Source organism: uncultured Sphingomonas sp. (assembly GCF_964243315.1).
Classification (GTDB): domain Bacteria; phylum Pseudomonadota; class Alphaproteobacteria; order Sphingomonadales; family Sphingomonadaceae; genus Sphingomonas.
Map to the genome: position 1 here is coordinate 1 of NZ_CAXTEM010000042.1, position 25,157 is coordinate 25,157.

Below are 25,157 nucleotides of genomic sequence, written 5' to 3' on the forward strand. Positions count from 1 at the left end.
ATGATGGAGCGCGCGGGCGGCGGCAAGGGGATGGGCGCGTTGCCCGGCCTCGGCGGCGGCCCGATCGGCAAGGGCGGTACGCCGCAGCTGCCGACTGGTTTCGACAATCTGCTCAAGAAGAAGTGACGAACGTGCCGTGCAAGCGGCACACCTTAACCAACCCAACGACCCCGGCTACCTGCCGGGCAACGATCACGAAGGAAGACTATCAGGGCTATCAGCATTCGCCTGTCGCGCGGCGGCTCCAAGAAGCGTCCCTACTACCGCATCGTCGTCGCCGACGCGCGGTCCCCGCGCGACGGCAAGTTCATCGAGAAGATCGGCAACTACAATCCGTTGCTCGCCAAGGACAACGAGCAGCGCGTCGTCCTCGATGCCGACCGTGCGAAGCATTGGCTGAGCGTCGGTGCGCAGCCGACCGATCGTGTCGCCCGCTTCCTCGATGCCGCCGGCGTGCGTGAGCGCGCCGCGCGCGAGAACCCGAACAAGGGCAAGCCCGGCGAGAAGGCGACCGAGCGTGCAGAAGAGCGCGCCGAGAAGCTGAAGGCGCAGCAGGAGGCCGAGGCCGCCGCCGCCGCAGCACCTGCTCCCGAGCCGGTGCCCGAAGAGGCGCCTGCCGCCGACGATGCCGCACCGGCGGCCGACGATGCGACGACGACCGAAGAGACCGCTGCCTAAGCACGCAGCGAAACCGGGCCATGATGCGTTCTTCCGTGGAGGAGACACGCATCATGGCCCACGATCCCGATCCGAGAACCGCACCCGATGACGACGCCACCAACCAGGGTGTCTCGACCCAGGAACCCGCCGAAGGCGGCGACGACAGCCCCGGCCGCACCGAAGGGTCGCCCGAAGGCTGACACGCCGGTCACGATGGCGGTCGTGGTGGGTGCGCACGGTATTGCGGGCGAGGTGCGGCTGAAGGTCTATGCAACCGACATCGCACCGTTCGCGGCCTTCAACGACGGCGCGCTGACGGTGAAGTCGCTCCGTGCCGGCAGCAACGGCACGATCGCGCGCTTCGCCGAGGTCGCGGATCGCACCGCGGCGGAGGCGCTGCGCGGGACCGAATTATGGGTGCCGCGCAGCGCCCTGCCGCCGCTGGGCGAGGGCGAATATTATCATGCCGACCTGATCGGCCTTGCGGCCGCGTCGTCGACCGGCGAGGCGCTGGGCGTCGTCGTCGCAATCGACGATTTCGGTGCGGGCGACGTCATCGAGGTGGAGCGGCCGGACGGCAAGCGCTTCATGGTGCCGATGCGCGTCGAGGCGGTGCCCGAGTGGAACGACGAGCGGCTTATCGTCGCGGCGGAATTTGTGGAATAGGGCTGCGCCTGTTGGGCGACCGCATCCTGTTCTTTTCCTTCATCCCCGCGCAGGCGGGGATCCAGACTGGCGAGCGCCTCAGGTAATCTTAGCGGTCTGCCAGTACGAATCCCCGCCTGCGCGGGGATGACGAATGAAGGGGGCGCCGCATCGTCAGCACCCCCTTAATCACGCCACCGTCAGCCCGACATTCACATTATTCCGCGTGGCATTCGAATACGGACACACCTCGTGCGCCGCTGCCACCAGGCGCTCGGCATCGGCCTTGTCGACGCCCGGCATGGCGATCGTTAGGTCGGCGGTGATGCCGTAGCCGCCTTCGGAGCGCGGCCCGAAGCCGATCTGCGCGGTCACCGTCGCGTCCGCCGGCACCGACACGCCGACCTTGCCCGACACGGCCTTCATCGCGCCGAGGAAACACGCCGAATACCCCGCGGCGAACAGCTTTTCCGGGTTGGCGCCGACCCCGCCCGGGCCGCCCATCTCTTTCGGCACGACCAGCTTGACGTCGACCGAGCCGTCGTCCGAGCGAGCGGCGCCGTCGCGGCCCCCGGTAGCGGTAGCGCTGGTCTTGTAGATCACGTTCACGGACATCGGTGTTCTCCTCTGGCCGCCAATGTGCGGGCGGCGGCGGGCCAGAACAACCCCCTGGGTCCCGGCCGCGTTTACCGCCGCAGCGGCGTCCGTTCGGCGAGCAGGTTGCGGATCGTGGTCGCGGCGACCCCGGCCTCGCCCATCGCATGGCTGATCTGGTCGAGCCCCTTCACCACGTCGCCCGCGGCGAACAGGCCGGGGACGGTGGTTCGCTGATGGTCATCGACCTCTAGGCAGCCGTCATCGCTCGCCCGTGCGCCGGTCGACACCGCTAGTTCGGACCGGATCACCGATCCCAGCGCCGGGTACACGCTGTCGAACGCCAAGCGACCCGAGGCGGTGTCGACGACGAACCGGTCGTCCTCGATCGCATAGCCGCCGCAGGGACCGTCGACATGCGCGATCCCCGCCTCGTCGAGCGCCGCAGCGCAGGCCGGGTCCAGATCATGCGCCGCCTCGGGTGCGATCAGCGTGACGTCTTGCGTATAGCCACGCAGGAAGATCGCCTCGCGCATGCCGTGGTCGCCGGTGCCGATCACCCCGACGCGCTTGTCGGTGACCTCGTAGCCGTCACAGATCGGGCAATAGCGCAGCAGCCCACGGTCCAACGCCTCGTCATGAAGCGCATCGGGCATCTTGGGCCGATTGTTCACCACGCCGGTTGCGAGCAGCACCGTCCGCGCCTTGTGACGGCCCTTGGCGGTGACCACCTCGAACTCCTCGCCGACGCGATCGATCGACACCACCTCGGTCTGCTCGCGTACCGCGCCATAGGCTTCGGCCTGCGTCAGCATGCGCGCGAGCAGATCGGTGCCGCGGATGCCGTCGGGGTAGCCGGCATGATTGTGCGTGCACGGGATCAGCGCCGCACGGCTGGCGCCGCTGTCGAACAGCCGGATCGAGAGATGGAACCGGGCGAGATAGATCGCCGCGGTGAGCCCCGCGGGGCCGGCGCCGATGATGATGCAGTCGTCCATCTTGTCGTCCCCCTTGTCAGCGTCGTTCCTTGCGAGGATGAGCGCGCGATGCCCTTCGCCACGACGATCCTGACCTTGTACCCCGAAATGTTCCCGGGGCCGCTCGGCTCATCCCTCGCCGGTCGTGCGCTCAACGAGGGACGGTGGACTTGCGATCCCGTCCAGATCCGTGATTTTGCGACGGATAAGCATCGATCGGTCGATGACACGCCGGCGGGGGGTGGCGCGGGGATGGTGCTGCGCGCCGACGTCGTGGCGGCGGCGATCGACGCGGTGGCGGATGAAAGGCCGCTGCTGGCGATGACCCCGCGCGGCCGGCCGCTGACCCAGGCGCGGGTGCGGGCACTCGCCGCGGGGCCGGGCGTGGTCATCCTGTGCGGCCGTTTCGAGGGTTTCGACGAGCGCTTGTTCGAAGCACGCGAGATCGAGGAGGTCTCGATCGGCGACTATGTGCTGTCGGGGGGCGAGATGGGGGCGCTGGTCTTGCTCGACGCTTGCATCCGGCTGCTCCCCGGGGTAATGGGCGCGCCTTCCAGCGGGGATGAGGAGAGCTTCGAAAGCGGTCTCCTCGAATACCCGCATTATACCCGACCTGCTGAATGGGAAGGGCGCACGATCCCCGAAGTGCTGCGATCGGGGGATCATGCGAGGATCGCCGCGTGGCGTAAAGCCAAGGCGGAGACCGATACACGGTTAAGGCGGCCGGACCTTTGGGAGCGTCATGAGGACGCTCGGGTCGGGTCGCCCTCTGGCGCGCGGCGAATGAAGGACGAATGAGATGAACCTCATCCAGACGCTCGAAGCCGAGCAGATTGCCAAGTTCCACGAAACCAAGTCGATCCCCGATTTCCGCCCCGGCGATACGCTGAAGGTCGGCGTCAAGGTCGTCGAAGGCGACCGTACCCGCGTCCAGAACTACGAGGGCGTGTGCATCGCGCGCGCCAATCGCGGCATGGGCAGCAGCTTCACCGTTCGCAAGATGAGCTTCGGCGAGGGCGTCGAGCGCGTCTTCCCGCTGTATTCGCCTAACGTCGATTCGATCGAAGTCGTCCGCAAGGGCGCGGTGCGGCGTGCGAAGCTCTATTACCTGCGCGGTCGGACCGGCAAGTCGGCGCGCATCGCCGAGCGCCGCGACACCCGCCCCGCCAAGGGCACCGCCGCCGCCGAGTGATCCTGCGGGGTTCGTGATGACAGGAGGGCGTCGAGGCTTGGCTTCGGCGCCCTTTTTCATGAGCAGAACCACCGCCTGCGATAGCGCGGGTTGACCCGCGCTATCGCAGGCAGGCATCGCGTCGAAACCGCCGGCTCACTCGCGCAGAAAGCAGCAGATGACCTTCCACATTGTCATGGACAAGCACACCGACCTCGACGCTATCTCTCAAGAGGCGGCCCGTGGCGATCGGCCGCGGCATGCGATGGCGATGCTTCGTGATCAGCTCGACGCGGTGGTCCATGCGCCCGATCCCGCGGCGACGGCACGCCTGGACGATCGGGTGCGGTCACGGCTGATCGGTTCGCCCGGCACATGGGTGCTTGCTCGGCGACTGGCTGCGCAGACCGGGCCCGGGGACGTGATCTTCTGTGGCGGCGAGCATAGCGGCTTTCCCGTTGCGGCCGTGGCGGGAGGTCGCAAGAATGGTCCGCGGGTCGCAATGATGGTGCACAATGTCGACCGTACCCGCGCGCGGGTGGCGCTCCGCGCGTTCGGGCTGAAGCGGCGGGCGGACCTCATCTTCAGCCCTTCGCGGCCACAGATCGACTTTCTCGGGTCGGCCGGCATCGCGGCCAACCGTCGATCCTTCATCTACGATCAGACGGACATCCGTTTCTTCAGTCCGGGCGCGCAAGGGCCTAAGGCACGGCCGCTGGTGGTGAGCGTCGGTCTCGAACAACGGGATTATCGCACCCTGGCCGAGGCGACCGCGGGTCTGGATCTCGACGTCCGCATCAGCGGCTTTTCCACCGACGCTGCGCTGCTGGCGGAGACCTTCCCCGAGACGATGCCTGCCAATTTCCACCAGTCCTTCTACGAATGGCGCGACTTGGCGCAGCTCTATCGCGATGCCGACGTCGTCGTGGTGGCGGTCAGGCCCAACCGTTATGCGGCCGGGGTGCAGGCGCTGGTCGAGGGATTGGCCAGCGGGCGGCCCGTCATCGTCACCGCGAGCGAGGGATTGGCGGGGTATCTCGACGATGCCGACGCGGTCACCGCCGTGCCGCAGCGCGATCCCCCCGCGATGCGCGCCGCGATCAAGGCGGTGCTGGCGGATGCGGAGGCCGCCGCCGAGCGAGGGCGGCGAGGGCGGGTCATCGCCGAGACGCGCTACGATTCGGTCGCGCATGTCGACACGATCGCCCAGACGTTACGCAAGTTGGCACGCGGGTAGGGCTGGAGGACACCTCTGCTCCGTCACCCCGGACTCGATCCGGGGTGACGGGCAAAGAGAGGGCAGCCTCGATCGCCGCCGCTCTCCGTTACTGATCCAGGAAGCTGCGCATCTTCCGCGAGCGGCTCGGGTGCTTGAGCTTGCGCAGCGCCTTCGCTTCGATCTGGCGGATACGTTCGCGGGTCACGCTGAACTGCTGGCCGACTTCCTCGAGCGTGTGATCGGTGTTCATGCCAATCCCGAAGCGCATGCGCAGCACGCGTTCCTCGCGCGGGGTGAGCGACGCGAGGACTCGGGTGACCGTTTCCTTCAGGTTCGCCTGGATCGCGGCGTCGACCGGGATCACCGCGTTCTTGTCCTCGATGAAGTCGCCGAGGTGCGAATCCTCCTCGTCGCCGATCGGCGTCTCGAGGCTGATCGGCTCCTTGGCGATCTTCATCACCTTGCGGACCTTCTCGAGCGGCATGCTCAAGCGTTCCGCCATCTCCTCGGGCGTGGGCTCGCGGCCCTGCTCGTGAAGGAACTGGCGGCTGGTGCGGACCAGCTTGTTGATCGTCTCGATCATGTGGACCGGGATGCGGATCGTCCGCGCCTGGTCGGCGATCGAGCGCGTGATCGCCTGGCGGATCCACCACGTCGCATAGGTGCTGAACTTGTAGCCGCGGCGATATTCGAACTTATCGACCGCCTTCATCAGGCCGATATTGCCCTCCTGGATCAGATCCAGGAACTGCAGCCCGCGGTTGGTGTATTTCTTCGCGATCGAGATCACGAGCCGCAGGTTCGCCTCGACCATCTCCTTCTTGGCGATGCGCGCCTCGCGCTCCGCCTTCTGGACCATGTTGACGATGCGGCGGAACTCGCTCAGCGCCATGCCGGTCTGCTGCGAGATCTCAGCGATCTCGGTGCGGATGCGGTCGACCGCCTCGCCCTCGTTTGTCACGAACGCGGTCCATTTCTTGTCGAGCTTGCCGACCGTGGCGAGGAAGCCCTCGTCCAGCTCGTGCCCGACATAGCGGTCGAGGAAGTCCTTGCGGCTGACCTTGTGACGCTCGGCGAGGCGCAGCATCTGGCCGCCCAGCGCGGTCAAACGCCGGTTGAAGGCATAGAGCTGGTCGACGAGATATTCGATCTTCGCCTGGTGGAACTGGACGCTCTCGACCTCGGCGGTGAGTTCCTCGCGCAGCTTCTGGTATTTGCGCTCGTCGGCGGCGGACAGCTCGCCGCCCGCGCTCATCGCCTCGAGACGCGCGACCTGCACCTTCGAGAACTTCTTGTAGAGCGCGGTGATGCTGGCGAAGCGCTCGAGCGCCATCGGCTTCAGCTGTTCTTCCATCTGCGCGAGGCTGAGGGTGTTGTCCTCCTCCTCGTCGTCCGACGGGCGCGGCGCGCGGCGCTCGGTCAGCTCGTCGTCCTCGTCCTCGGCGACGGGCGCTTCCTCGGGCTCGGCTTCTTCCTTGAACGATGCGCCCGCGGTCTTCTCGCTGATCTCGCCGGTATCGTCCTCGGCATTCTCGACCTGCTCGGCCGACGGACCCTTGGACAGCATCGCGTCGAGATCGAGGATCTCGCGCAGCTGCATCGTGCCTTCGTTGAGCGCGGTCGACCAGTCGATGATCGCGTTGAACGTGATCGGGCTCTCGCAGAGCCCCAGAATCATCGTGTCGCGACCGGCCTCGATCCGCTTGGCGATCGCGATCTCGCCCTCGCGGCTGAGCAGCTCCACCGCGCCCATCTCGCGCAGGTACATGCGGACCGGATCGTCGGTACGATCGACGGTCTCCTTCTTCTTCTCGACCGCGGGGGCGTTGTCGGCCTCGGCATCGACGGTCTCGACTTCGTCGTCGTCGGCGCGCTCTTCCGGCTCGCCATCCTCGCCGGCTTCCTCGTTCTCGACGATGTTGACGCCCATCTCGTTCAGCGCGGACATCACGTCCTCGAGCTGATCGGAGGTCATCTGGTCCTGCGGCAGGGCCTCGTTGAGCTGGTCATAGGTGATGTACCCGCGCTTCTTGGCACGCGCGAAGACCTTCTTGATCGACGCATCGTTCAAGTCGATCAGCGGGGCATCGCCCGTTTCCGGTGCCTCCGTCGTGTCAGCCGCCATAGTCGCCTTCGCCATTAATCGCCCTCGGGTCCGTATGCTCGGGCGTCTTCGTTCGACTGCACCAGATTTGCAAGCCGATCCTCCAACGCCTGTTTTTCTCTCACCAACGCCACCTGCCGCCCAAACGCCTCGGCCGTGAAGTCCGCCTGCATCGCGCTCGTCGCGGAGGCGAGCGCCAGGTCGACCTCGGGACGCGCCACCAGGATGGCGATCGCCTCGTCCAGATCGGCGCGTGCGCGGACCGGATCACCGGCCTCTGCAGTGAACGTGTAAGGCATCGTATCGGCCCTCAACAGATCGCTCGCGATCGCGTCAAAGCCTGATTTGGCCAATATGGTGATAAGCCGGCCGCTATCAAGCGCCTGATCTTCAAGCGCAAGATCAACCACCGCCTCGAACAGCCGGCCAAGCGCGCCGTCGACGAGCTTCAGGCTGCCGAGTATCTCCATGTGCCGGGCGATCTCCGCCGGGTGGCGGATCAGCCCGGCGAGCACCGCCTTGGCCAGCACCCGGTCGATTCCCGCCGCGTGGAACGCACGCGTGTCGGCAGTGATCGGCGCGACCGGCGGCTTCCACGGACCGCTGCGTTTTTCGAACGGCACGAACGGGCGGCGCTGGGTCGCGAACAGCGCATCGAAGCGGCGGCGGAACTCGGCCTGATATTCGCTGCGGACCGAGGCGTCCGCGATCCCCCCTGCCAGCTCGGACAGCCGCTGCTTGAGGCCGGCGCGGCGCTCGGGGGTGTCGAGCGGCTCGGCGGCAAGCTCGGTCTTCCACAAGCGCTCGACCAGCGGCTCGGGCGCCGACAACAGTTTCTCCATCGCCGCCGCACCACCCTTGCGCACCAGATCGTCGGGGTCCTGCCCCTCAGGAAGCGTCACGAACGACAGGCTGCGGCCCGGCGCGAGCATCGGCAGCGCGCGGTGGGCGGCACGCAACGCCGCCTTCTGCCCGGCGGCGTCGCCATCGAAGCACAGCGTCGGCACGTCGACCATCCGCCACAACCGTTCCAGCTGCGGCTCGGTCAACGCGGTGCCGAGCGGGGCGACCGCCTCCGCGATGCCGACCTGGGCGAGCGCGATGACGTCCATATAGCCCTCGACCACCAGCACGCGCGCGGTCTTGCGCACCGCGGCGGCAGCGCGATCGAGGTTGTAGAGCGTGCGCCCCTTGTCGAAGAGCGGGGTGTCGGGCGAGTTGAGGTATTTGGGCTCGCCGCTGTCGAGGATGCGGCCGCCGAACGCGATCGTTCGGCCGCGCGCGTCGCGGATCGGGATCATCAGCCGGCCGCGGAAGCGGTCGTACGGCTCCTTGCCCTCGACCGCGATCAACATGCCCGATTCCACCAGCATCGGGTCGCCATATGCCGCGAGGGCGGTCTTTAGCTTGCCGCGGCTGTCGGGCGCAAAACCCATGCCGAACGCGCGCGCGGTTTCCGGGGTGATGCCCCGGCGATCGAGCAACGCCCGCGCCTCGCCACCGCCGAGCCCGCCCAGCTGTTCGACGAACCAGGTCGCGGCGTCGGTCATCAGGTCGTGCAACCCGCGCGCGCGCTCTGCCTTGGCGGCGGACTGGCGATCCATCGCGGGCATGTCGAGGCCGGCGGCCTGGGCGAGCTCCTTCACCGCATCCATGAACGGCAGGCCGCGCTGGTCGGTCATCCACCGGATCGCGTCGCCATGCGCCGAACAGCCGAAGCAATGGTAGAAGCCCTTGTCGTCGTTGACGTAGAAAGACGGCGTCTTTTCCTGATGGAACGGGCAACAGCCCTTGTACTCGCGCCCGGCCTTGGTGAGCTTGGTCGTCTTGCCGATGAGGGTGGAGAGCGCGGTGCGGGCGCGGAGCTCGTCGAGGAACTGGGGGGTGAGGGTCACCTTCGGCTCCCCTCCCGCTCGCGGGAGGGGCTGGGGGAGGGCCTGTCCACGAGCGCGCGTTCAATCGTCGCCACCACGCCCTCGATGTTCCCCAGCACGTCGTTGTTCCAGAATCGAATCACGCAATATCCTTGCGCCTCCATATAGCGCGTCCGGGCAGCATCGTCCTCCGTCGATGCGGCGTGCTGACCGCCATCGACTTCGATGACCAGCCTGGCGCCACGCGAGACGAAGTCGCCGATGAAAGGGCCTATCGGAAATTGGCGGTTGAAGCGGGTGCCGGCGATTTTTCGGGCGCTCAGATGAGACCAGAGCTTGCGTTCGGCATCGGTCGGGTCAGCACGCAATTCGCGGGAGCGGGCAGTGGGTCTGGTGTATCCTTTGTCCAACATGCCCTCCCCCGACCCCTCCCGCAGGCGGGAGGGGAGTTTTGGTGCCCCTCCCAAGAGCGGGAGGGAGTTTGGCGCCTACCCCAACGCCGCCTTCACCAACGCGCTCGCCTTGCTCATGTCCAGCGTCTGCGCGTGCCGGACCTTCAGCTCCGCCATTACCCGGCCCATGTCCTTCATGCCGGTCGCGCCGAGTTCCGCCTTGATCGCCTCGATCGCGGCAGTCGTTTCCGCCTCCGACATCGGCGCCGGGAGGAAGCGTTCGATCACCGCGACCTCCGCCTTCTCGGCGTCGGCGAGTTCCTGGCGGCCGCCCTTCTCGTACATCTCGATCGATTCGCGGCGCTGCTTCACCATCTTCTGGAGCACCTCGATCACCAGCGAATCGTCGTCCTCGGGCGCCTTGCCGGTACGTGCTTCGATGTCGCGGTTCTTCACCGCGGCCTGGATCAGGCTCACGGCGTTGCGGGTCTCCTTGTCGCCGGCCTTCATGGCGGCGATTTGGGCGGCTTTGATATCGTCTCGAATCATGGGCGAATCTCTTATCAGATTGACGGCGCCCTGGGGCGGCCTTAGCGGGCGACGCTTAGCGACATCGTTGCCCTAACCCAAGGAGTGCCCGCCTTACCATGGCCGACGCCAAACCCACGCTTGCGCCCGAGGGAGCGACCGGAGTCCTCGTCCTGGCGAGCGGTGAAACGGTATGGGGCCACGGCTTCGGCGCCGAGGGCAGCGCGGTTGGGGAGGTTTGCTTCCACACCGCGATGACCGGCTATCAGGAGATCATGACCGATCCGTCCTTTGCGGGGCAGATCATCACTTTCACCTTCCCGCACATCGGCAATGTCGGCGCCAACCCGGACGATATCGAGGCGGACAATCCCCACGCGCTCGGCATGATCGTGCGCGAGAACGTCACCGCGCCGTCCAACTTCCGCGCGGTGGAGCGGCTCGACGGCTGGATGAAGCGGCATGCGCGGATCGGGCTGTCGGGGATCGACACCCGCGCGCTGACCCGGCGGATCCGCTCGGGCGGGGCGCCCAACGGCGTGATCGCGCATGCCGCTGACGGCAAGTTCGACATCGACGCGCTGCTGGCGATGGCGCGCGGCTGGCCGGGGCTGGAGGGCATGGACCTGGCGAAGGACGTGTCGGCGGCGACGCATTTCGGCTGGGAGGGCGGCGTCTGGCGGCTGGGGTTCGGTTACCAATCCCCCTCCCGCGTGGCATCCCCCTCCCGCTTGCGGGAGGGGCTAGGGGAGGGCCTGTCCCCGAACGACGTCCAGGCGGACACGCTCTCCCCCGACCCCTCCCGCGATGCGGGAGGGGAGCACAAGCCCCACGTCGTCGCGATCGACTACGGCTCCAAGCACAACATCTTCCGCAATCTCGTGAAGGCCGGCGCGAAGGTCTCCGTCGTCCCCGCCACCGCCACCTTCGACGAGGTGATGGCGCTCGAGCCCGACGGCATCTTCCTCTCCAACGGCCCCGGCGATCCCGCCGCGACCGCCGTATACGCCGCGCCGGTGATCCGCGAGTTGCTCGACACCGGCAAGCCGCTGTTCGGCATCTGCCTCGGCCACCAACTGCTCGGGCTCGCGGTGGGCGCGACCACCACCAAGATGTTCCAGGGCCACCGCGGCGCCAACCACCCGGTCAAGCGCTTGAGCGACGGCGCGGTCGAGATCACCAGCATGAACCACGGCTTCGCGGTCGAGCGCGACAGCCTGCCCGCGAACGTGCGCGAGACGCATGTGTCGTTGTTTGACGGGTCGAACGCCGGGCTGGAGTTGACCGACAAGCCAGCCTTCAGCGTGCAGTATCATCCGGAGGCATCGCCGGGACCGCAGGATAGCTTATATCTGTTCGAGCGGTTCGTCGCGTCGATCGGTCGGTCGGCGCTGTGAGCGGGCTGCTCGCACTTGCCATCCAGGTCGCGGCGCAACCATCGTTACAACGTGGCAAGATGAGCCAAGCGCGCCTGGACCTGATGGCCGATGCCTGTCGTGCACCGCGGAAGTGGCTCGAGCTGAGAGGCCGAGAGACCGTCTTTCGCGCCGATCCTGATGCGGATTACGCCAAGATCGAGTGCGTGCTCAAGAAGATGAGCGGGGCCGTCGACGCGTCCAATCTTGCGATCGTTGGCAACGCAGAAGTTTCGGAAGAAAAGTAATGCCCAAACGCACCGACATCTCCTCCATCCTCGTGATCGGCGCGGGGCCGATCGTGATCGGGCAGGCGTGCGAGTTCGATTATTCGGGCACGCAGGCGATCAAGGCTTTGAAGGAGGAGGGCTACCGGATCGTCCTCGTCAACTCGAACCCGGCGACGATCATGACCGATCCCGAGCTGGCCGACGCGACCTATGTCGAGCCGATCACGCCCGAGATCGTCGCCAAGATCATCGAGAAGGAACGCCCCGACGCGGTGCTGCCGACGATGGGCGGGCAGACCGCGCTCAACACCGCGTTGGCGCTGTTCCGCGACGGCACGCTCGACAAGTTCGGGGTGACGATGATCGGCGCGGATGCCGATGCGATCGACATGGCCGAGGACCGGCTGAAGTTCCGCGACGCGATGGACCGGATCGGGCTGGAAAGCGCGCGCTCGGCGATCGCGCATACCGAGGCGGAGGCGCTGGAGGGGCTTGCCAAGGTCGGGCTCCCCGCGATCATCCGGCCGAGCTTCACGATGGGCGGCAGCGGCGGCGGCATCGCGTATAATCGCGAGGAGTTCCTGGGGATCGTCCGCGGCGGGCTCGACCTGTCGCCGACCACCGAGGTGCTGATCGAGGAATCGCTGCTCGGCTGGAAGGAATATGAGATGGAGGTCGTGCGCGATCGCGCCGACAACGCCATCATCATCTGTTCGATCGAGAATGTCGATCCGATGGGCGTCCACACCGGGGACTCCATCACCGTCGCGCCGGCGCTGACGCTGACCGACAAGGAATACCAGATCATGCGCAACGCGAGCATCGCGGTGCTGCGCGAGATCGGGGTGGAGACCGGCGGCTCCAACGTGCAGTTCGCGGTCAACCCCAAGGACGGCCGCCTCGTCGTCATCGAGATGAACCCGCGGGTGTCGCGCTCCTCGGCGCTGGCGTCCAAGGCGACCGGCTTCCCGATCGCCAAGGTCGCGGCGAAGCTCGCGGTCGGCTACACGCTTGACGAGATCACCAACGACATCACCGGCGCAACGCCGGCGTCATTCGAACCGACGATCGACTATGTCGTCACCAAGATTCCCCGCTTTGCGTTCGAGAAGTTCAAGGGCGCGGAGGCGGTGCTCGGGACCGCGATGAAGTCGGTCGGCGAGGTCATGGCGATCGGCCGCAACATTCACGAGAGCCTGCAAAAGGCGCTGCGGGGACTGGAGACCGGGCTAAGCGGCTTCAACATCGTCGATCGCCTCGCGGGCGCACCGCGGGCGGAGATCGAGGCGGCGCTGGCGGTGGCGACCCCCGACCGGCTGCTGGTCGCGGCTCAGGCGCTGCGTGAGGGCTTCACCGTCGCCGAGGTCAACGCGATCGCCAAATATGATCCCTGGTTCCTGGAGCGCATCGCCGAGATCGTCGCCGCCGAGGCCGAGGTGATGAAGGACGGCTTGCCGATCGAGGCGGCGGGGATGCGCCGGCTCAAGTCGATGGGGTTCAGCGACAAGCGCCTCGCTTGGCTGGCGCTTCAATCCGCCAACCTGCGCGGCATGAGCCGCGGCATCGCGCGCGGGTCGGGGCTGATCCATGAAGCGGTGAAAGCGATGACCGGCGGGGTCACCGAAGACGAGGTGCGCGCGCACCGCGTCAAGCTCGGCGTGCGACCGGTGTTTAAGCGGATCGACACTTGCGCGGCGGAATTCGATGCGAAGACGCCGTACATGTATTCGACCTACGAGGCGCCGTCGTTCGGCACACCGGAGTGTGAATCGCAGCCGACCGGACGCCGCAAGATCGTGATCCTTGGCGGCGGGCCGAACCGGATCGGGCAGGGGATCGAATTCGATTATTGCTGCTGCCACGCCTGCTTCGCGCTCGGAGATGCCGGGTACGAGACGATCATGATCAACTGCAACCCGGAGACGGTGTCGACCGACTACGACACGTCGGACCGGTTGTATTTCGAGCCGCTGACTGCGGAGGACGTGCTCGAGATCCTGCACGTCGAACAGCAGAATGGCGAACTGGTCGGCGTCATCGTCCAGTTCGGCGGGCAGACCCCGCTCAATCTGGCGCGGGCGCTGGAGGCGTCGGGGATCCCGATCCTCGGCACCTCGCCCGACGCGATCGACCTCGCCGAGGACCGCGAGCGCTTCGCCGCGCTGATCAACAAGCTCGGCCTGCGCCAGCCCGCCAACGGCCTCGCGCGTAGCCGTGACGAGGCGGTCGCGGCGGCGGAGCGCATCGGCTACCCGGTGCTGATGCGGCCGAGTTACGTGCTCGGCGGGCGGGCGATGGAGATCGTCGACGGCCTCGCGCAGCTCGACGACTATATCCAGACTGCGGTGCAAGTGTCGGGCGAGTCGCCGGTGCTGATCGACCAGTATCTGCGCGACGCGATCGAGGTCGATGTCGACGCGATCTGCGACGGCACCGATGTCGTCGTCGCGGGCGTGCTCCAGCATATTGAGGAGGCCGGCGTCCATTCGGGCGACAGCGCGTGTTCGATCCCGCCCTATAGCCTGTCGCCCGCGATCATCGCCGAGATCGAGCGCCAGACGGTCGCGCTCGCGCATGCGCTGTCGGTGAAGGGCCTGATGAACATCCAGTTCGCGGTGAAAGACGATCTCGTCTACCTCATCGAGGTAAATCCACGCGCCAGCCGCACGGTGCCGTTCGTCGCCAAGGCGATCGGCGCACCGATTGCGAAGATCGCGGCGCGGGTGATGGCGGGCGAGCAGCTGCGCGATCTCCCCGCGATCGACCGCCATATCGAATATTATGCGGTGAAAGAGGCGGTGTTCCCCTTTTCGCGCTTCCCTGGCGTCGATCCGGTGCTCAGCCCGGAGATGAAGTCGACCGGCGAAGTGATGGGAATCGATCCCGATTTCACCACCGCCTTCGCCAAGTCGCAGCTCGGCGCGGGCACGGTGTTGCCGCGCACGGGCACAGTGTTCGTCAGCGTGAAGGACGGCGACAAGGCCGCGATCGTGCCTGCGATCCGTGCGCTGGTCGATAGCGGCTTCGCGATCGTGGCGACCGGCGGCACCGCGGATCATCTCGATCGCGCCGGGTTGCCGGTGGAACGCATCAACAAGGTGGCGCAGGGACGGCCGCACATCGTCGATCGCATGCTCGACGGCGGTATCCACCTGATCTTCAACACGACCGAGGGCTGGCAGAGCCTGAAGGACTCCGCCCCGATCCGCGGATCTGCGCTGTCGCGCAAGATCCCGTACTTCACCACCGCCCCCGCCGCGCTCGAAGCGGCGAGGGCGATCGCGGCGGGCGGCACGGCAAACCTTGAAGTACGGCCCTTGCAGTCCTATTATTCGCAATCGCACAAATGACCGGTCGACGTGATCGATCGGCCGTGCGGGCGGCCTCGTCCAGTGGCGCGCGACGACAGGGATAATGGGGATACACGATGGCGACCGTTGAGAAGATGCCGATGCTGCAAGAGGGGTACGAGACCCTTAGTGCGGACCTGAAGCGCCTCAAGGCCGAACGGCCCACGATCGTCGACGCGATCGAGGAAGCGCGTGCCCACGGCGATCTCTCGGAAAACGCCGAATACCACGCCGCGAAGGAGCGCCAGGGCCAGATCGAGGCGTCGATCGCCGACATCGAGGACAAGCTCAGCCGAGCGCAGATCATTGACCCGAAGGATTTGTCTGGCGACAAGATCGTGTTCGGCGCGACTGTCACCTTGAAGGACGAGGACGAGAAGCCGGTCACCTACCAGATCGTCGGGCAGACCGAGGCTAACGCCAAGACTGGTCGCATCTCGTACAACTCGCCGCTTGGGCGCGCGCTGATCGGGCGCAAGGTCGACGAGGAGATCGAAGTGACGGTGCCGTCGGGCGATCGCTATTACGTGGTCGAGAAGATCGCGTTTATTTGAGGGCGGGGGGCGATGCGAGGGCCGCGTGTCCTCACCCCCGTTCGTGCTGAGTAGAGACCGAGTAGCTCCCGCAAGGGAGCGTATCGAGGGCTCGTATCGAAGCACATGTTCCGCGCGCCAACCTGTCCTTCGATACGGGCTCTCGATACGCCCTTCAGGCTACTCGATCCCTACTCAGGACGAACGGCAGCGGGGGGCGCATCGGCGTAGATTTACCGCGGACGACATTGGATTAGCCCTACGCGTCATCCCCGCGCAGGCGGAGATCCAGACTGGCAAGCGTTGCCGTCGCATTCTGGAGCCAGCCAGTATGGATCCCCGCCTGCGGGGATGACGAAGAGGGTGGCTAGCATGACTTGAGCCGCCCGGTGTCGGAGCTTGCGCTTCGAACCAGCGCCCGTACCCAACCCTCAGCCCGCAGTCGGCGGCACCAGATTAGGCTCGAGCAGCCGGTGCAGATGCACCACCACGAACTTCATCTCCGCGTCGTCGACCGTGCGTTGCGCGGCGGCGCGCCAGGCCTTTTCGGCGCTGGCGTAATCGGCGAAGATCCCGACGACCTCACAGGACGACGGATCGGCAAAGTCAAGCGTACGCGGGTCGGTCACGCGGCCGCCGAAGACGAGGTGGAGTTTGCTCATCCACCCCGTCTACCGGATTGCTGCGCTGCGGTGAAGCCTTAAGCTTTCTTCGCCGCGCTCTTTGCCGCTGCGGCGCCTGCAGTAGACAATGCCTTGGTGACGCCGTCGAACAGCGTCTTGACCTGGTCCTTCGCGCCGTCCTTGGTCAGCCCGAGGTTGGCGAACTCCTCTTGCCCGGCAGTACGCGCAGCCTGGGTCGCGGCGCGGACACGCTCGCCAAGCTGCTTGCCGATCGGCGCAAGAAGTTCCTTTTCCTTGTCCGAGCGGGGCAACAGCGCCCCGGCGAGAGCGCCGAGCGCAAGACCACCAGCGACGATGCCGAGCGGGCTCGAATCGATCGTCTGCGTCGCGGTCTGCCGCGACTGGCCGATCGCCGCGGATGCCTTGTCGACGGTGCGCTCGTAAACTCGTTCTGCCGCATCGATGGTCTGGTCGAGCTTGCCGTGATCGGTGGATTGGTTGTCGGTCATGTCATGATCCTTTGCGGAAGCGGAGCGGGCTCCGCCTTGGTCTGTCGTTTTACTTTTCTGCCGCCGCGGAAGAGGTCGGCAATCCGATAACGGGCGAGGAACAGGCCGGCGACCGCGGTCAGGCCCGCAACGGCACCGGGGTTGCGACGTGCCCTGTCGACGCTGGCCGCCGCCGCAACGCTGCCCTTGTCGGCAACCTCGCGCATCGCCTTGTTGGCAAGGCGCTTCGGGTTGAGCCGTGCCTGGAGCAGCGACACCGTGGAAGACAGGCGTTCACGCGCGACGACCGCGTCGAGTTCGGCCTGAGCGAGGCGTGCAGCCGGTTCGATCATCGTGTCACCTTGGCGGGTGCGAGCTTGCCCTTGCCGACCACGGCGAGAATAGCTGCGACGATCAGGACGACGCCGACGACGATCGTGGTCGCGAAGCCCGGCCCGACCAGCGTCGCAATCGACATGATCAGGCCGACCAGCAACGCGATCAATGCCGCGAGCGCAAGGACCCCCGCCGCCGCGAAGAAGATCGCAGCGTTCTTGTATGCCGAGGTGCGCTCGCCGATCCGCGCCTTGTACAACGCGATCTCGGCACTCGCGAGCGACCGTGTGTCGTCGACCAGCCGGGTCATCAGCGTTGCGACGTTGTCGTCATGCAGATCGGTGTCGATCACGTCGATCAGCCCTCGTTGGCCGGTGTACGGCTCGGGGAGCCGGTGGTCGTCGACCCGTGGACCCCCGAACCTTCAATCCCGGATTGCGCGACCCGTGCGAGCACGAAGCCGAGTGCGGCGGCGACACCGATTGCGACGCCGGGGCTCTGCCGTACATAGCCGCGGGCGTCGTCGAGCAGGTCGTCGACCTCCTTGTTCTTGATCGACCCCGAGAAGTTCGAGACCAGCCCTGCGGCTTGACGTGCGTAATCGCCATATTGCGCGCCCAGCTTCTCATCGACCTGCCCGGCTGCGTCGGTTAGCATCGTCGAGAATTGGTCGAGCGCGCCGCCCGCCCGTTGCTTGCCGGTATCGGCGAACGCGCGGATCTTGTCGGTCGCCTGCGTCGCATAATTGCTCGCGCCGTCCTTCAGCAACTGACGCGGATCGGACGATTTCTGCTCGCCCGACGTGTCGCCGCCGAGGTTCGCCGCGGGCGCGGCGCCGGTGCCCATGTTGCCCTGCTCGAATGATCCGGTTGAGGCGAGCGTGCCGCCTTCCAGATCGGTGTTGGTGGCGGTCGGTGTGGCGTCGATATCAGCCATGATCAGCCCTTTCGCTTGTGTCCGTCCTTCAACCCCGCGGGTCGATGACCGTTCCATCCGCCGCGACGATTGCCGCGGCAGCATCGGCGCGATAGAGGCGCGCGCGTCCCCTAAGGATCTAGGAGCATCGTTACGTGACCGCAATCATCGACATCCATGGCCGCCAGATCCTCGATAGCCGCGGCAATCCGACCGTCGAGGTCGATGTCCTGCTGGAAGACGGCAGCTTCGGTCGCGCGGCGGTGCCGTCGGGCGCATCGACCGGTGCGCACGAGGCGGTCGAGAAGCGCGACGGCGACAAGACGCGCTGGGGCGGCAAGGGTGTCGATCAGGCGATCGAGGCGGTGAACGGCGAGATCGTAGAGGCGCTGATGGGCCTCGACGCCGAGGACCAGGCTGATCTCGACGCGGCGATGATCGATCTAGACGGGACCGAGAACAAGGGCCGGCTGGGTGCCAACGCGATCCTCGGCGTCAGTCTCGCCGCCGCCAAGGCCGCGGCAGAGGCACGGGGCATGCCGCTATACAAATATGTCGGCGGCGTCTCCGCGCATGTCCTGCCGGTGCCGATGATGAATATCATCAACGGCGGCGAACATGCCGATAACCCAATCGATTTCCAGGAGTTCATGATCGTGCCGGTCGGCGCGGCGAACATCGTCGAGGCGGTACGCTGCGGCTCCGAGATCTTCCACACGCTGAAGAAGGCATTGCACGACAAGGGGCTCGCGACCGGCGTCGGCGACGAGGGCGGCTTCGCGCCGAATATCGCGTCGACCGACGAGGCGTTGGGCTTCATCATGCAGAGCATCGAGAGGGCGGGCTACACCCCGGGCGACGACGTGATGCTGGCGCTCGATTGCGCCGCGACCGAATTCTACAAGGACGGCCGCTACGACATCTCGGGTGAGGGCAAGGTGCTGGAAAGCGGCGCGATGGCCGAATATCTCGCCGATCTCACCCGCCGCTACCCGATCTTTTCGATCGAGGACGGCATGAGCGAGGACGATTGGGAGGGGTGGAAGACGCTGACCGACCTGATCGGCGACAAGGTCCAGCTGGTCGGCGACGATCTGTTCGTCACCAATCCCAAGCGGCTGAAGCGCGGCATCGACGGCGGCATCGCCAATTCGCTGCTGGTGAAGGTTAACCAGATCGGCACGCTGACCGAGACGCTGGAGGCGGTGAACATGGCGCAGCGCGCGCGCTACACCGCGGTGATGAGCCACCGCTCGGGGGAGACCGAGGACGCGACGATCGCCGATCTCGCGGTCGCGACCAACTGCGGCCAGATCAAGACGGGATCGCTGGCGCGGTCCGACCGGCTCGCCAAGTACAACCAGCTGATCCGCATCGAGGAAGAGCTGGGCGACGCGGCACGCTATGCCGGTCGTGACGTGTTGATCGGGGCTTGATCGCGGATTCGAGAAGGCAGATGGTGCGCACCGTGAAGACATCGGCATTCCGCAGGACCATGAAGCGCGCCGCGCTGCCCGCGATCGGCTTTACGCTGATGGCGTTCTTCGGCGCCTATGCGGTGCTCGGGCCGAACGGCATCCTCGCCTATGGCGACTACAAGCGGCAGCTGGTGAAGCGCGAAAAGCATTATGCCGAGCTGGATCAGCAGCGCACGGTGTTGAAGAACCGCGTGGCGCTGCTGGATCCCGACCACGCAAACCCCGACATGGTGGACGAGATGGTTCGCAAGGAGCTGAACGTTGCGCATCCCGACGAGGTCATCGTCCCGCTGAAGTAGAGTGCGGTTCCGCTGGGCGCACCGCCCGGCTTCGAGCGAAATGACATTTTATTGATCCATTGCGTCATCCCCGCGCAGGCGGGGATCCATATTGGCTGGCTTAGATAAGTTATCCGCAGCGCTTGCCAGTCTGGATCCCCGCCTGCGCGGGGATGACGAAGAGAGGATCTAATCCGACGTAGAGAGGGGGGGCGACCGCCGCAGCCCCTCTTCCTCTCAATGACCCAGGAACGTCAGCAGGTCCTTCGTGAACCGGTCGCTCTCGGTGACCGTCAGGCCGTGCGGGGCGCCGTCATATTCCACCAATTGCGAGGACACGATGCCCTTTGCCGCCTGGCGCGCGGTCGGATCGATCGGCACGGTCTTGTCGGCGGTGCCGTGAACGATCAGCGTCGGCACCCGGAACGCGGGCAGGTCGCCGCGGAAGTCGGTGTGGCCGAAGGACTTGGCGCATTCGAGGATCGGCTTGAGCCCGCCCTGCATCGCCAGCCGCCACGCCCAGTCGACCGTCTGCTCGCTGACGGGACTGGAGATGAACCCCACCCCGAAGAACTGCTGCAGGAAGCTGTGGAAAAAGCCCGGGCGGTCCTTCTTGATCCCCGCGCCGATCGCGGCGAGCTGTTCCTCGGGCACGCCATGGGGGTTGTCCGAGGTCTTGAGCATGTACGGCACGACCGACGCGATCAGGCCCGCGGCAATCACGCCCTGGCCGTTGTGACGGCTCATGTAACGCGCGACCTCGCCGCCGCCCATCGAGAAGCCGACCAGCGTCGCGTCGTTGTCGGCGCCGGTAGCCTTCATCACGTCGGCGAGATCGTCGGTTAGCGTGTCATAGTCATAGCCCGTCCAGGGCTGTCCCGACCGGCCGAAGCCGCGACGGTCATAGGCGATCGCGCGGAAACCGGCCTCGGCGAGCGCCATCGCCTGCGCGTCCCAGCTATCCGCCGACAGCGGCCAGCCGTGGATCAGGATCACGGGCCGACCCGAACCCCAATCCTTTACATAGAGGTCGGTGCCGTCGCGCGTCTTGACGTAGGGCATGCAGGTCTCCGGGTAGAAAGGTGCCTCGATAACGGTGCAGCCGCGTGCCTGTTCCGCCTAGTGAAGATGTTGCGCCGGCTGGGCGGCCTCGGCTTCGACGGGCGCGGGATTGCGGATCGCGGGGCGCAGCCGGGCAAGGCTGCACAGCCCTGCGACCAGCGCGAGCCCGACAGCGACCAGCGCCGGAACCCGGCCCGCCCCCACCCCGGCGGCGAGCAGACCCGCTACCAGCGTCGCCCCCGTGGTCTGCCCGACCAGCCGGACGGTCGACACCAGCCCGCCCGCCGCCGCCGCGCGCTCGCGTGGGGCTGAGCCGATGATCAGCCGCGCGTTCGGCGGCAGGAACAGGCCAAAGCCCGATCCGCACAGCGCCATCCGCCACGCGATGTCGAAATAGCTCGGCTCGGCGGGCAAGGTCGCGATCAGGATCAACGCGGCGATCGACACCGCCATGCCGATCCCGCCGAGCAGTCCCGCGGGATAGCGATCCGACAGCCAGCCTGCGAGCGGCGCCACGATCATGTTGGTCAGCGGCCACGGCGCGATCGCGGCACCGACCTCCGCGGCGGTGAAGCCGTACGCGTGGGTCAGGCGGAACGGCGTCGACAGTAGGAGGGTCATCGAAGCGGTGAACGCGGTGAAGGCGCCGATCGCGGACAGCGCGACGACCGGGCGGGCGAGCAGGTCGATCGGCAGGATCGGTTTCGCCTCGCCGCGTTCGCGGCGCACGAAGAACCAGCCGATCGCCGCGCCGGTCAGCACGATCGCCGCCGAGACCACCGGGCTGTCGCCATGCACCGCGCTCTCGGCGCCGCCGATGACGAGCCCGAACATCGACGCGCAGAGCACCGCGCCGAACACGTCGAACGCGCCCTTAGCGACCGGCGTCTCCGGCAGCGCGCGGCCGAGATAGAGGCTGATCACCGCGAATGGCACCGCGCTCGCGAACACCCAGGGCCAAGGCGCAATTGCGAGCACGAGACCGCCGATCGTCGGCGCCAGCGCGGCGGAGCTCGACACCACGACCGAGTTGATGCCGAGCCCACGACCGAGTTGCTTGGCAGGGTAGACCGACCGGATCAGCGCGCTAGAGACGCTGAGCGCCGCCGCGGCGCCGAGCGCCTGCGCCGCGCGCACCACCAGCAGGAAGGGGAGGCTCTTCGCGAAGAAGCACAGGATCGTCGCGACGGTGAAGATCAGCTGGCCGTACTGGTACATTCGCTTCAGCCCGATGCGATCGCCCAGCCCGGCGAAGGGCAGCAGCGCCATCGCCAGGATCAACTGGTACACCGTGACCACCGACACGACCGCGCTGCTATCGACATGCAGGTCGCGCGCGATCGTCGGCAGCGCCACGGTCGCGACGCCGCCGTCGATAATCGTCAATGCCGTGCCGGCCGACAGCGCGCCGATCGCGAGGTAGCGGCGGGGAAGCGGTAGCCCGTCAGTCATCCATTGCCGTCCGATCGTATACCATGCAAAAAGGCACGGCTTTTCCTCTGCCGGAGCTTTCCATGAAATTGAAGATGCTGCTTGCGACAATGATGCTTGTCGCCGCTCCGATCCTCGCGCAGAGCGCACCGGTGCAGGACGATCCCTATATCTGGCTCGAGGACAAGGACGGCGCGAAGGCGCTCGTCTGGGTCGAAGCGGAAAATGCCAAGACCCTGCCGCGGCTTCAGAGCGACCCGCGCTATGCGACCTTCAATGCCGAAGCGCTGGCGATCGCGTCGGCCAAGGACCGGATCCCGATGCCCGCCCAAAGGTTCGGGCGGATCTACAATTTCTGGCGGGATGCGGATCATCCCCATGGCCTGTGGCGCTGGACCACACCGGCCGAGTACGCGAAGCCGTCGCCCAACTGGACGATCGCTCTCGATATCGATGCGCTCGGCAAGGCCGAGGGCAAGGAATGGGTGTGGATGGGCGCGAGGTGCCTTCAGCCCGAGCAGAGGCTGTGCCTGGTCGAGCTGTCGGAAGGCGGCGAAGATGCGGCGACGCTGCGCGAGTTCGATCTCGCCGCCGGTCGTTTCGTCGAGAACGGGTTCGTATTGCCCAAGTCCAAGCAGGACGCCACCTGGATCGATAAGGACACGCTGCTGGTGTCGCGCGACTGGGGCGCAGGGACGACCACCCGGTCCGGCTATGCGTTCGTGCTCAAGCAGTTGAAGCGCGGCCAGTCGCTCGCCCAGGCAACCGAGGTGTATCGCGGCGACGCAAGCGACCAGTTGGCGACCACCGCGGGTGTGCTGACCGACGGCGACGACAATCGCTTGGTGGTGATCACCCGCCGCCAGACCTTCTTTGGCGCAGACAGCTTCGTCTGGACACCGAAGGGCATCACGAAGCTCGAAATCCCCGAGCGCACCTTCGCCGCCGGAATGGTCGACGGGCAGGTGATCTTCACGACCAGCGAGCCCTGGGGTCCGGTGCCGAACGGTGCGATCGCCTCGGCCCCGCTCGCCGCAGTCGCAAGCGGACGCTTCACTCCCGAGGTGATCTTGGCGCCAGGCTCGCGTCAATCGATCGAGCAGACCGCTGGCACCAAGAACCGCCTGATCGTGGTAGTCAACGACAACGTCCGAGGTCGCGCGATGCTATTCACCCATTCCGCGGGGGGCTGGACGGCGAAGCCGGTGACGCTGCCCGACAATGCGTCGGTCGGGGTGGCGGATGTCAGCGATCGCAACGACCTCGCCTTCTTGACAGTCACGGGCTTCCTGGATCCGACGTCGCTCTGGTCGCTCGATGCTGTCTCCGGCGCCGCCAAGCGGGTGCGCACGCTGCCTGCGAGGTTCGACGCAGCAGGGCTGGTCGTCGAACAATTCGAGGCGCCGTCGACTGATGGCACCAAGGTGCCTTACTTCGTCGTTCACAAGCGCGGCATCCCGCTAGACGGCAGCACGCCGACGATCATGACGGCCTATGGCGGGTTCGAGGTCTCAACGACGCCGTATTATTCCGGCTCGATCGGCAAGCTCTGGCTGGAACGCGGCGGTGCCTATGTGCTGGCCAACATCCGTGGCGGCGGCGAGTTCGGCCCTAAGTGGCACGATGCCGGTCGCAAGACCAAGCGGCAGGTAATCTACGACGATTTCGCGGGCGTGGCGAAGGACTTGTTCGCGCGCAAGCTGACGAGCCCGCAGAAGCTCGGCATCTACGGCGGGTCTAACGGTGGTTTGTTGATGGGCGTCGAGTTCAACCAGCATCCCGACCTGTGGAAGGCTGTGACGATCCAGGTGCCGTTGCTCGACATGATTCGGTACGAGGATCTCGCGGCGGGCGCTTCGTGGGTCGACGAATATGGGGCGGTGAAGAACCCCGACGAGCGCGCGTTCCTGGAGACAATCTCGCCCTACCAAAATTTGAAGCGCGGCGTAGCGTATCCGGAGCCTTATATCTGGACGACGACCAAGGACGACCGTGTGGGGCCGCAGCACGCGCGCAAGTTCGCCGCGCGACTGAAAGAATATGGCCTGCCTTACCTGTTCTACGAGGATACCGCGGGCGGCCATTCGGGCGATGCGGACATCGCGCAGGGCGCGCGCTTGCAGGCCTTGCAAATGACCTATTTCGCGCAAAAATTGATTGGACCGGCGCGCTGAGGCGGGCCCGGGGAGGATAGATCTTGCTGCAATGCAGCATAGTGCGGTATGGCCATGAACATGAAGCAGCCCAGCGATGACGATCAGGCGCCCGCCGGCCCCGTGCCGACGATGTTCGAGGCGATCGTGCGCCTGATCACGGTCTCGGCGACCTACAATCGCGGCACCGTCACGATCGCGCCGCACATCCTCTACACGCGTCACGGCGAAATGTATGTCGACGCGGTGACGATTGAGCGCGACGGCAAGCCTCCCAAGGAGGTCAAGATTGGCACCTTTAAGCTCGACGGGCTGAAGGACGTGAAGCTAATGGGTAAGTCGTTCGCGCCCAGCGCCTTGTTCGTGCCGTCGGACGAGAAATATGCGGGCAATTCGCTGATGGCGGTCGAGCTCCGCTGATCTCACACCCACTCCGTTCATTTCGAGCGTAGTCGAGAAACCCATCCTCCTCGTGCGGCACCGGTTTCTCGATTTCGCTCGAAACGAACGGAGTGGGGGCAGGCACCGCATCGCCGCCGATTAGGTGCTGGCGCAGAACCGTTCTACTGCACGCCATGGCCGACGATCCCGAACCCGCCCGCGTGCTGTCGACGATCGAGCGCGCTTATCAGCTGGCGCGCGAGGGGCCGTGCACCTCGCTCGACGACATCCGCCGCCAGCTTGATCGCGAACGCTACGCC

Annotated in this window: 27 protein-coding genes; 14 read left to right on the plus strand and 13 right to left on the minus strand. The window is 66.3% G+C overall.

What is annotated here, in order from left to right; translation table 11 throughout:
* Positions 1-207 precede the first annotated feature (207 nt).
* Genes rpsP through rimM form a run of 3 tightly spaced genes read left to right on the plus strand, consistent with a single transcriptional unit; the run spans position 208 to position 1,326 of the window.
* Positions 208-678, plus strand: coding sequence for a 30S ribosomal protein S16 (gene rpsP, locus ACFE77_RS11765; protein ID WP_375421854.1), 471 nt, complete (start codon positions 208-210; stop codon positions 676-678).
* Between the two features lie 53 nt (positions 679-731).
* Positions 732-860 (plus strand): hypothetical protein, encoded by a 129-nt coding sequence (locus ACFE77_RS11770; RefSeq protein ID WP_375421828.1) that lies wholly within the window; start codon positions 732-734, stop codon positions 858-860.
* A gap of 13 nt (positions 861-873) precedes the next feature.
* The gene (rimM, locus tag ACFE77_RS11775) at positions 874-1,326 is read left to right on the plus strand and encodes a ribosome maturation factor RimM (protein WP_375421829.1); all 453 of its coding nucleotides are present in this window, start codon (positions 874-876) and stop codon (positions 1,324-1,326) included.
* A gap of 168 nt (positions 1,327-1,494) precedes the next feature.
* On the opposite strand, the gene ACFE77_RS11780 is transcribed toward rimM, so the two are convergent.
* Both ACFE77_RS11780 and ACFE77_RS11785 read right to left on the minus strand, forming a co-directional pair.
* Positions 1,495-1,920 carry an organic hydroperoxide resistance protein gene (locus tag ACFE77_RS11780; protein ID WP_375421830.1) on the minus strand — a complete coding sequence of 142 codons (426 nt, stop codon included), beginning with the start codon at positions 1,918-1,920 and terminating at the stop codon, positions 1,495-1,497.
* Between the two features lie 71 nt (positions 1,921-1,991).
* Positions 1,992-2,897, minus strand: coding sequence for an NAD(P)/FAD-dependent oxidoreductase (locus tag ACFE77_RS11785; RefSeq protein ID WP_375421831.1), 906 nt, complete (start codon positions 2,895-2,897; stop codon positions 1,992-1,994).
* A 48-nt stretch (positions 2,898-2,945) separates the two neighbouring features.
* Between ACFE77_RS11785 and trmD the strand changes: the two genes are divergently transcribed.
* The 3 genes from trmD to ACFE77_RS11800 all read left to right on the plus strand — a co-directional run bounded on the left by trmD (position 2,946) and on the right by ACFE77_RS11800 (position 5,284).
* Positions 2,946-3,674 carry a tRNA (guanosine(37)-N1)-methyltransferase TrmD gene (trmD, locus tag ACFE77_RS11790; RefSeq protein WP_375421832.1) on the plus strand — a complete coding sequence of 243 codons (729 nt, stop codon included), beginning with the start codon at positions 2,946-2,948 and terminating at the stop codon, positions 3,672-3,674.
* 1 nt (position 3,675) lies between these two features.
* Positions 3,676-4,068, plus strand: coding sequence for a 50S ribosomal protein L19 (gene rplS / locus ACFE77_RS11795; protein WP_375421833.1), 393 nt, complete (start codon positions 3,676-3,678; stop codon positions 4,066-4,068).
* 157 nt (positions 4,069-4,225) lie between these two features.
* A complete protein-coding gene (locus ACFE77_RS11800) occupies positions 4,226-5,284 on the plus strand; it encodes a glycosyltransferase (RefSeq protein WP_375421834.1) in 1,059 nt (352 codons plus the stop codon).
* Between the two features lie 88 nt (positions 5,285-5,372).
* On the opposite strand, the gene rpoD is transcribed toward ACFE77_RS11800, so the two are convergent.
* The 4 genes from rpoD to ACFE77_RS11820 form a co-directional block, all read right to left on the minus strand.
* Positions 5,373-7,406, minus strand: a complete 2,034-nt coding sequence (gene rpoD, locus ACFE77_RS11805) for an RNA polymerase sigma factor RpoD (RefSeq protein ID WP_375421835.1) — start codon at positions 7,404-7,406, stop codon at positions 5,373-5,375.
* Complete coding sequence (gene dnaG, locus ACFE77_RS11810; RefSeq protein ID WP_375421836.1) at positions 7,406-9,265, minus strand: DNA primase; 1,860 nt, start codon at positions 9,263-9,265, stop codon at positions 7,406-7,408. Before dnaG ends, rpoD begins: the two co-directional genes overlap by 1 nt.
* Positions 9,262-9,657 carry an endonuclease domain-containing protein gene (locus tag ACFE77_RS11815; RefSeq protein WP_375421837.1) on the minus strand — a complete coding sequence of 132 codons (396 nt, stop codon included), beginning with the start codon at positions 9,655-9,657 and terminating at the stop codon, positions 9,262-9,264. The genes dnaG and ACFE77_RS11815 overlap by 4 nt, the downstream gene beginning before the upstream one ends.
* 75 nt (positions 9,658-9,732) lie before the next feature.
* Entirely contained in the window at positions 9,733-10,185 is a 453-nt protein-coding gene (locus ACFE77_RS11820) for a GatB/YqeY domain-containing protein (protein ID WP_375421838.1), read from the minus strand.
* 98 nt (positions 10,186-10,283) lie between these two features.
* On the opposite strand from ACFE77_RS11820, the gene carA reads away from it, so the two are divergent.
* From carA to greA, 4 genes are all read left to right on the plus strand, one after another.
* Complete coding sequence (carA, locus tag ACFE77_RS11825) at positions 10,284-11,561, plus strand: glutamine-hydrolyzing carbamoyl-phosphate synthase small subunit (RefSeq protein WP_375421839.1); 1,278 nt, start codon at positions 10,284-10,286, stop codon at positions 11,559-11,561.
* The gene (locus tag ACFE77_RS11830; RefSeq protein WP_375421840.1) at positions 11,558-11,827 is read left to right on the plus strand and encodes a hypothetical protein; all 270 of its coding nucleotides are present in this window, start codon (positions 11,558-11,560) and stop codon (positions 11,825-11,827) included. The genes carA and ACFE77_RS11830 overlap by 4 nt, the downstream gene beginning before the upstream one ends.
* Complete coding sequence (gene carB, locus ACFE77_RS11835; protein ID WP_375421841.1) at positions 11,827-15,159, plus strand: carbamoyl-phosphate synthase large subunit; 3,333 nt, start codon at positions 11,827-11,829, stop codon at positions 15,157-15,159. Before ACFE77_RS11830 ends, carB begins: the two co-directional genes overlap by 1 nt.
* A 77-nt stretch (positions 15,160-15,236) precedes the next feature.
* Complete coding sequence (gene greA, locus ACFE77_RS11840) at positions 15,237-15,713, plus strand: transcription elongation factor GreA (protein ID WP_375421842.1); 477 nt, start codon at positions 15,237-15,239, stop codon at positions 15,711-15,713.
* A gap of 410 nt (positions 15,714-16,123) precedes the next feature.
* On the opposite strand, the gene ACFE77_RS11845 is transcribed toward greA, so the two are convergent.
* Genes ACFE77_RS11845 through ACFE77_RS11865 form a run of 5 tightly spaced genes read right to left on the minus strand, consistent with a single transcriptional unit; the run spans position 16,124 to position 18,075 of the window.
* Positions 16,124-16,354, minus strand: coding sequence for a DUF4170 domain-containing protein (locus ACFE77_RS11845; protein WP_375421843.1), 231 nt, complete (start codon positions 16,352-16,354; stop codon positions 16,124-16,126).
* 38 nt (positions 16,355-16,392) lie between these two features.
* Positions 16,393-16,824, minus strand: a complete 432-nt coding sequence (locus ACFE77_RS11850; RefSeq protein ID WP_375421844.1) for a hypothetical protein — start codon at positions 16,822-16,824, stop codon at positions 16,393-16,395.
* Positions 16,821-17,156 carry a DUF3618 domain-containing protein gene (locus tag ACFE77_RS11855; protein ID WP_375421845.1) on the minus strand — a complete coding sequence of 112 codons (336 nt, stop codon included), beginning with the start codon at positions 17,154-17,156 and terminating at the stop codon, positions 16,821-16,823. The genes ACFE77_RS11850 and ACFE77_RS11855 overlap by 4 nt, the downstream gene beginning before the upstream one ends.
* A complete protein-coding gene (locus ACFE77_RS11860; protein ID WP_375421846.1) occupies positions 17,153-17,491 on the minus strand; it encodes a phage holin family protein in 339 nt (112 codons plus the stop codon). Before ACFE77_RS11860 ends, ACFE77_RS11855 begins: the two co-directional genes overlap by 4 nt.
* A gap of 5 nt (positions 17,492-17,496) precedes the next feature.
* Positions 17,497-18,075, minus strand: coding sequence for a hypothetical protein (locus ACFE77_RS11865; RefSeq protein WP_375421847.1), 579 nt, complete (start codon positions 18,073-18,075; stop codon positions 17,497-17,499).
* Positions 18,076-18,209: 134 nt separating this feature from the next.
* On the opposite strand from ACFE77_RS11865, the gene eno reads away from it, so the two are divergent.
* Entirely contained in the window at positions 18,210-19,490 is a 1,281-nt protein-coding gene (gene eno, locus ACFE77_RS11870; protein ID WP_375421848.1) for a phosphopyruvate hydratase, read from the plus strand.
* Positions 19,491-19,510: 20 nt separating this feature from the next.
* Positions 19,511-19,831: a septum formation initiator family protein gene (locus ACFE77_RS11875; protein WP_375421849.1), complete on the plus strand. Its 321-nt coding sequence runs from the start codon at positions 19,511-19,513 to the stop codon at positions 19,829-19,831.
* Between the two features lie 216 nt (positions 19,832-20,047).
* On the opposite strand, the gene ACFE77_RS11880 is transcribed toward ACFE77_RS11875, so the two are convergent.
* Complete coding sequence (locus tag ACFE77_RS11880) at positions 20,048-20,872, minus strand: alpha/beta fold hydrolase (RefSeq protein ID WP_375421850.1); 825 nt, start codon at positions 20,870-20,872, stop codon at positions 20,048-20,050.
* A gap of 57 nt (positions 20,873-20,929) precedes the next feature.
* A complete protein-coding gene (locus ACFE77_RS11885; RefSeq protein WP_375421851.1) occupies positions 20,930-22,324 on the minus strand; it encodes an MFS transporter in 1,395 nt (464 codons plus the stop codon).
* A gap of 62 nt (positions 22,325-22,386) precedes the next feature.
* Between ACFE77_RS11885 and ACFE77_RS11890 the strand changes: the two genes are divergently transcribed.
* Both ACFE77_RS11890 and ACFE77_RS11895 read left to right on the plus strand, forming a co-directional pair.
* The gene (locus ACFE77_RS11890) at positions 22,387-24,477 is read left to right on the plus strand and encodes a prolyl oligopeptidase family protein (protein WP_375421852.1); all 2,091 of its coding nucleotides are present in this window, start codon (positions 22,387-22,389) and stop codon (positions 24,475-24,477) included.
* A 60-nt stretch (positions 24,478-24,537) separates the two neighbouring features.
* Positions 24,538-24,876: a hypothetical protein gene (locus ACFE77_RS11895; RefSeq protein WP_375421853.1), complete on the plus strand. Its 339-nt coding sequence runs from the start codon at positions 24,538-24,540 to the stop codon at positions 24,874-24,876.
* Positions 24,877-25,157 lie beyond the last annotated feature (281 nt).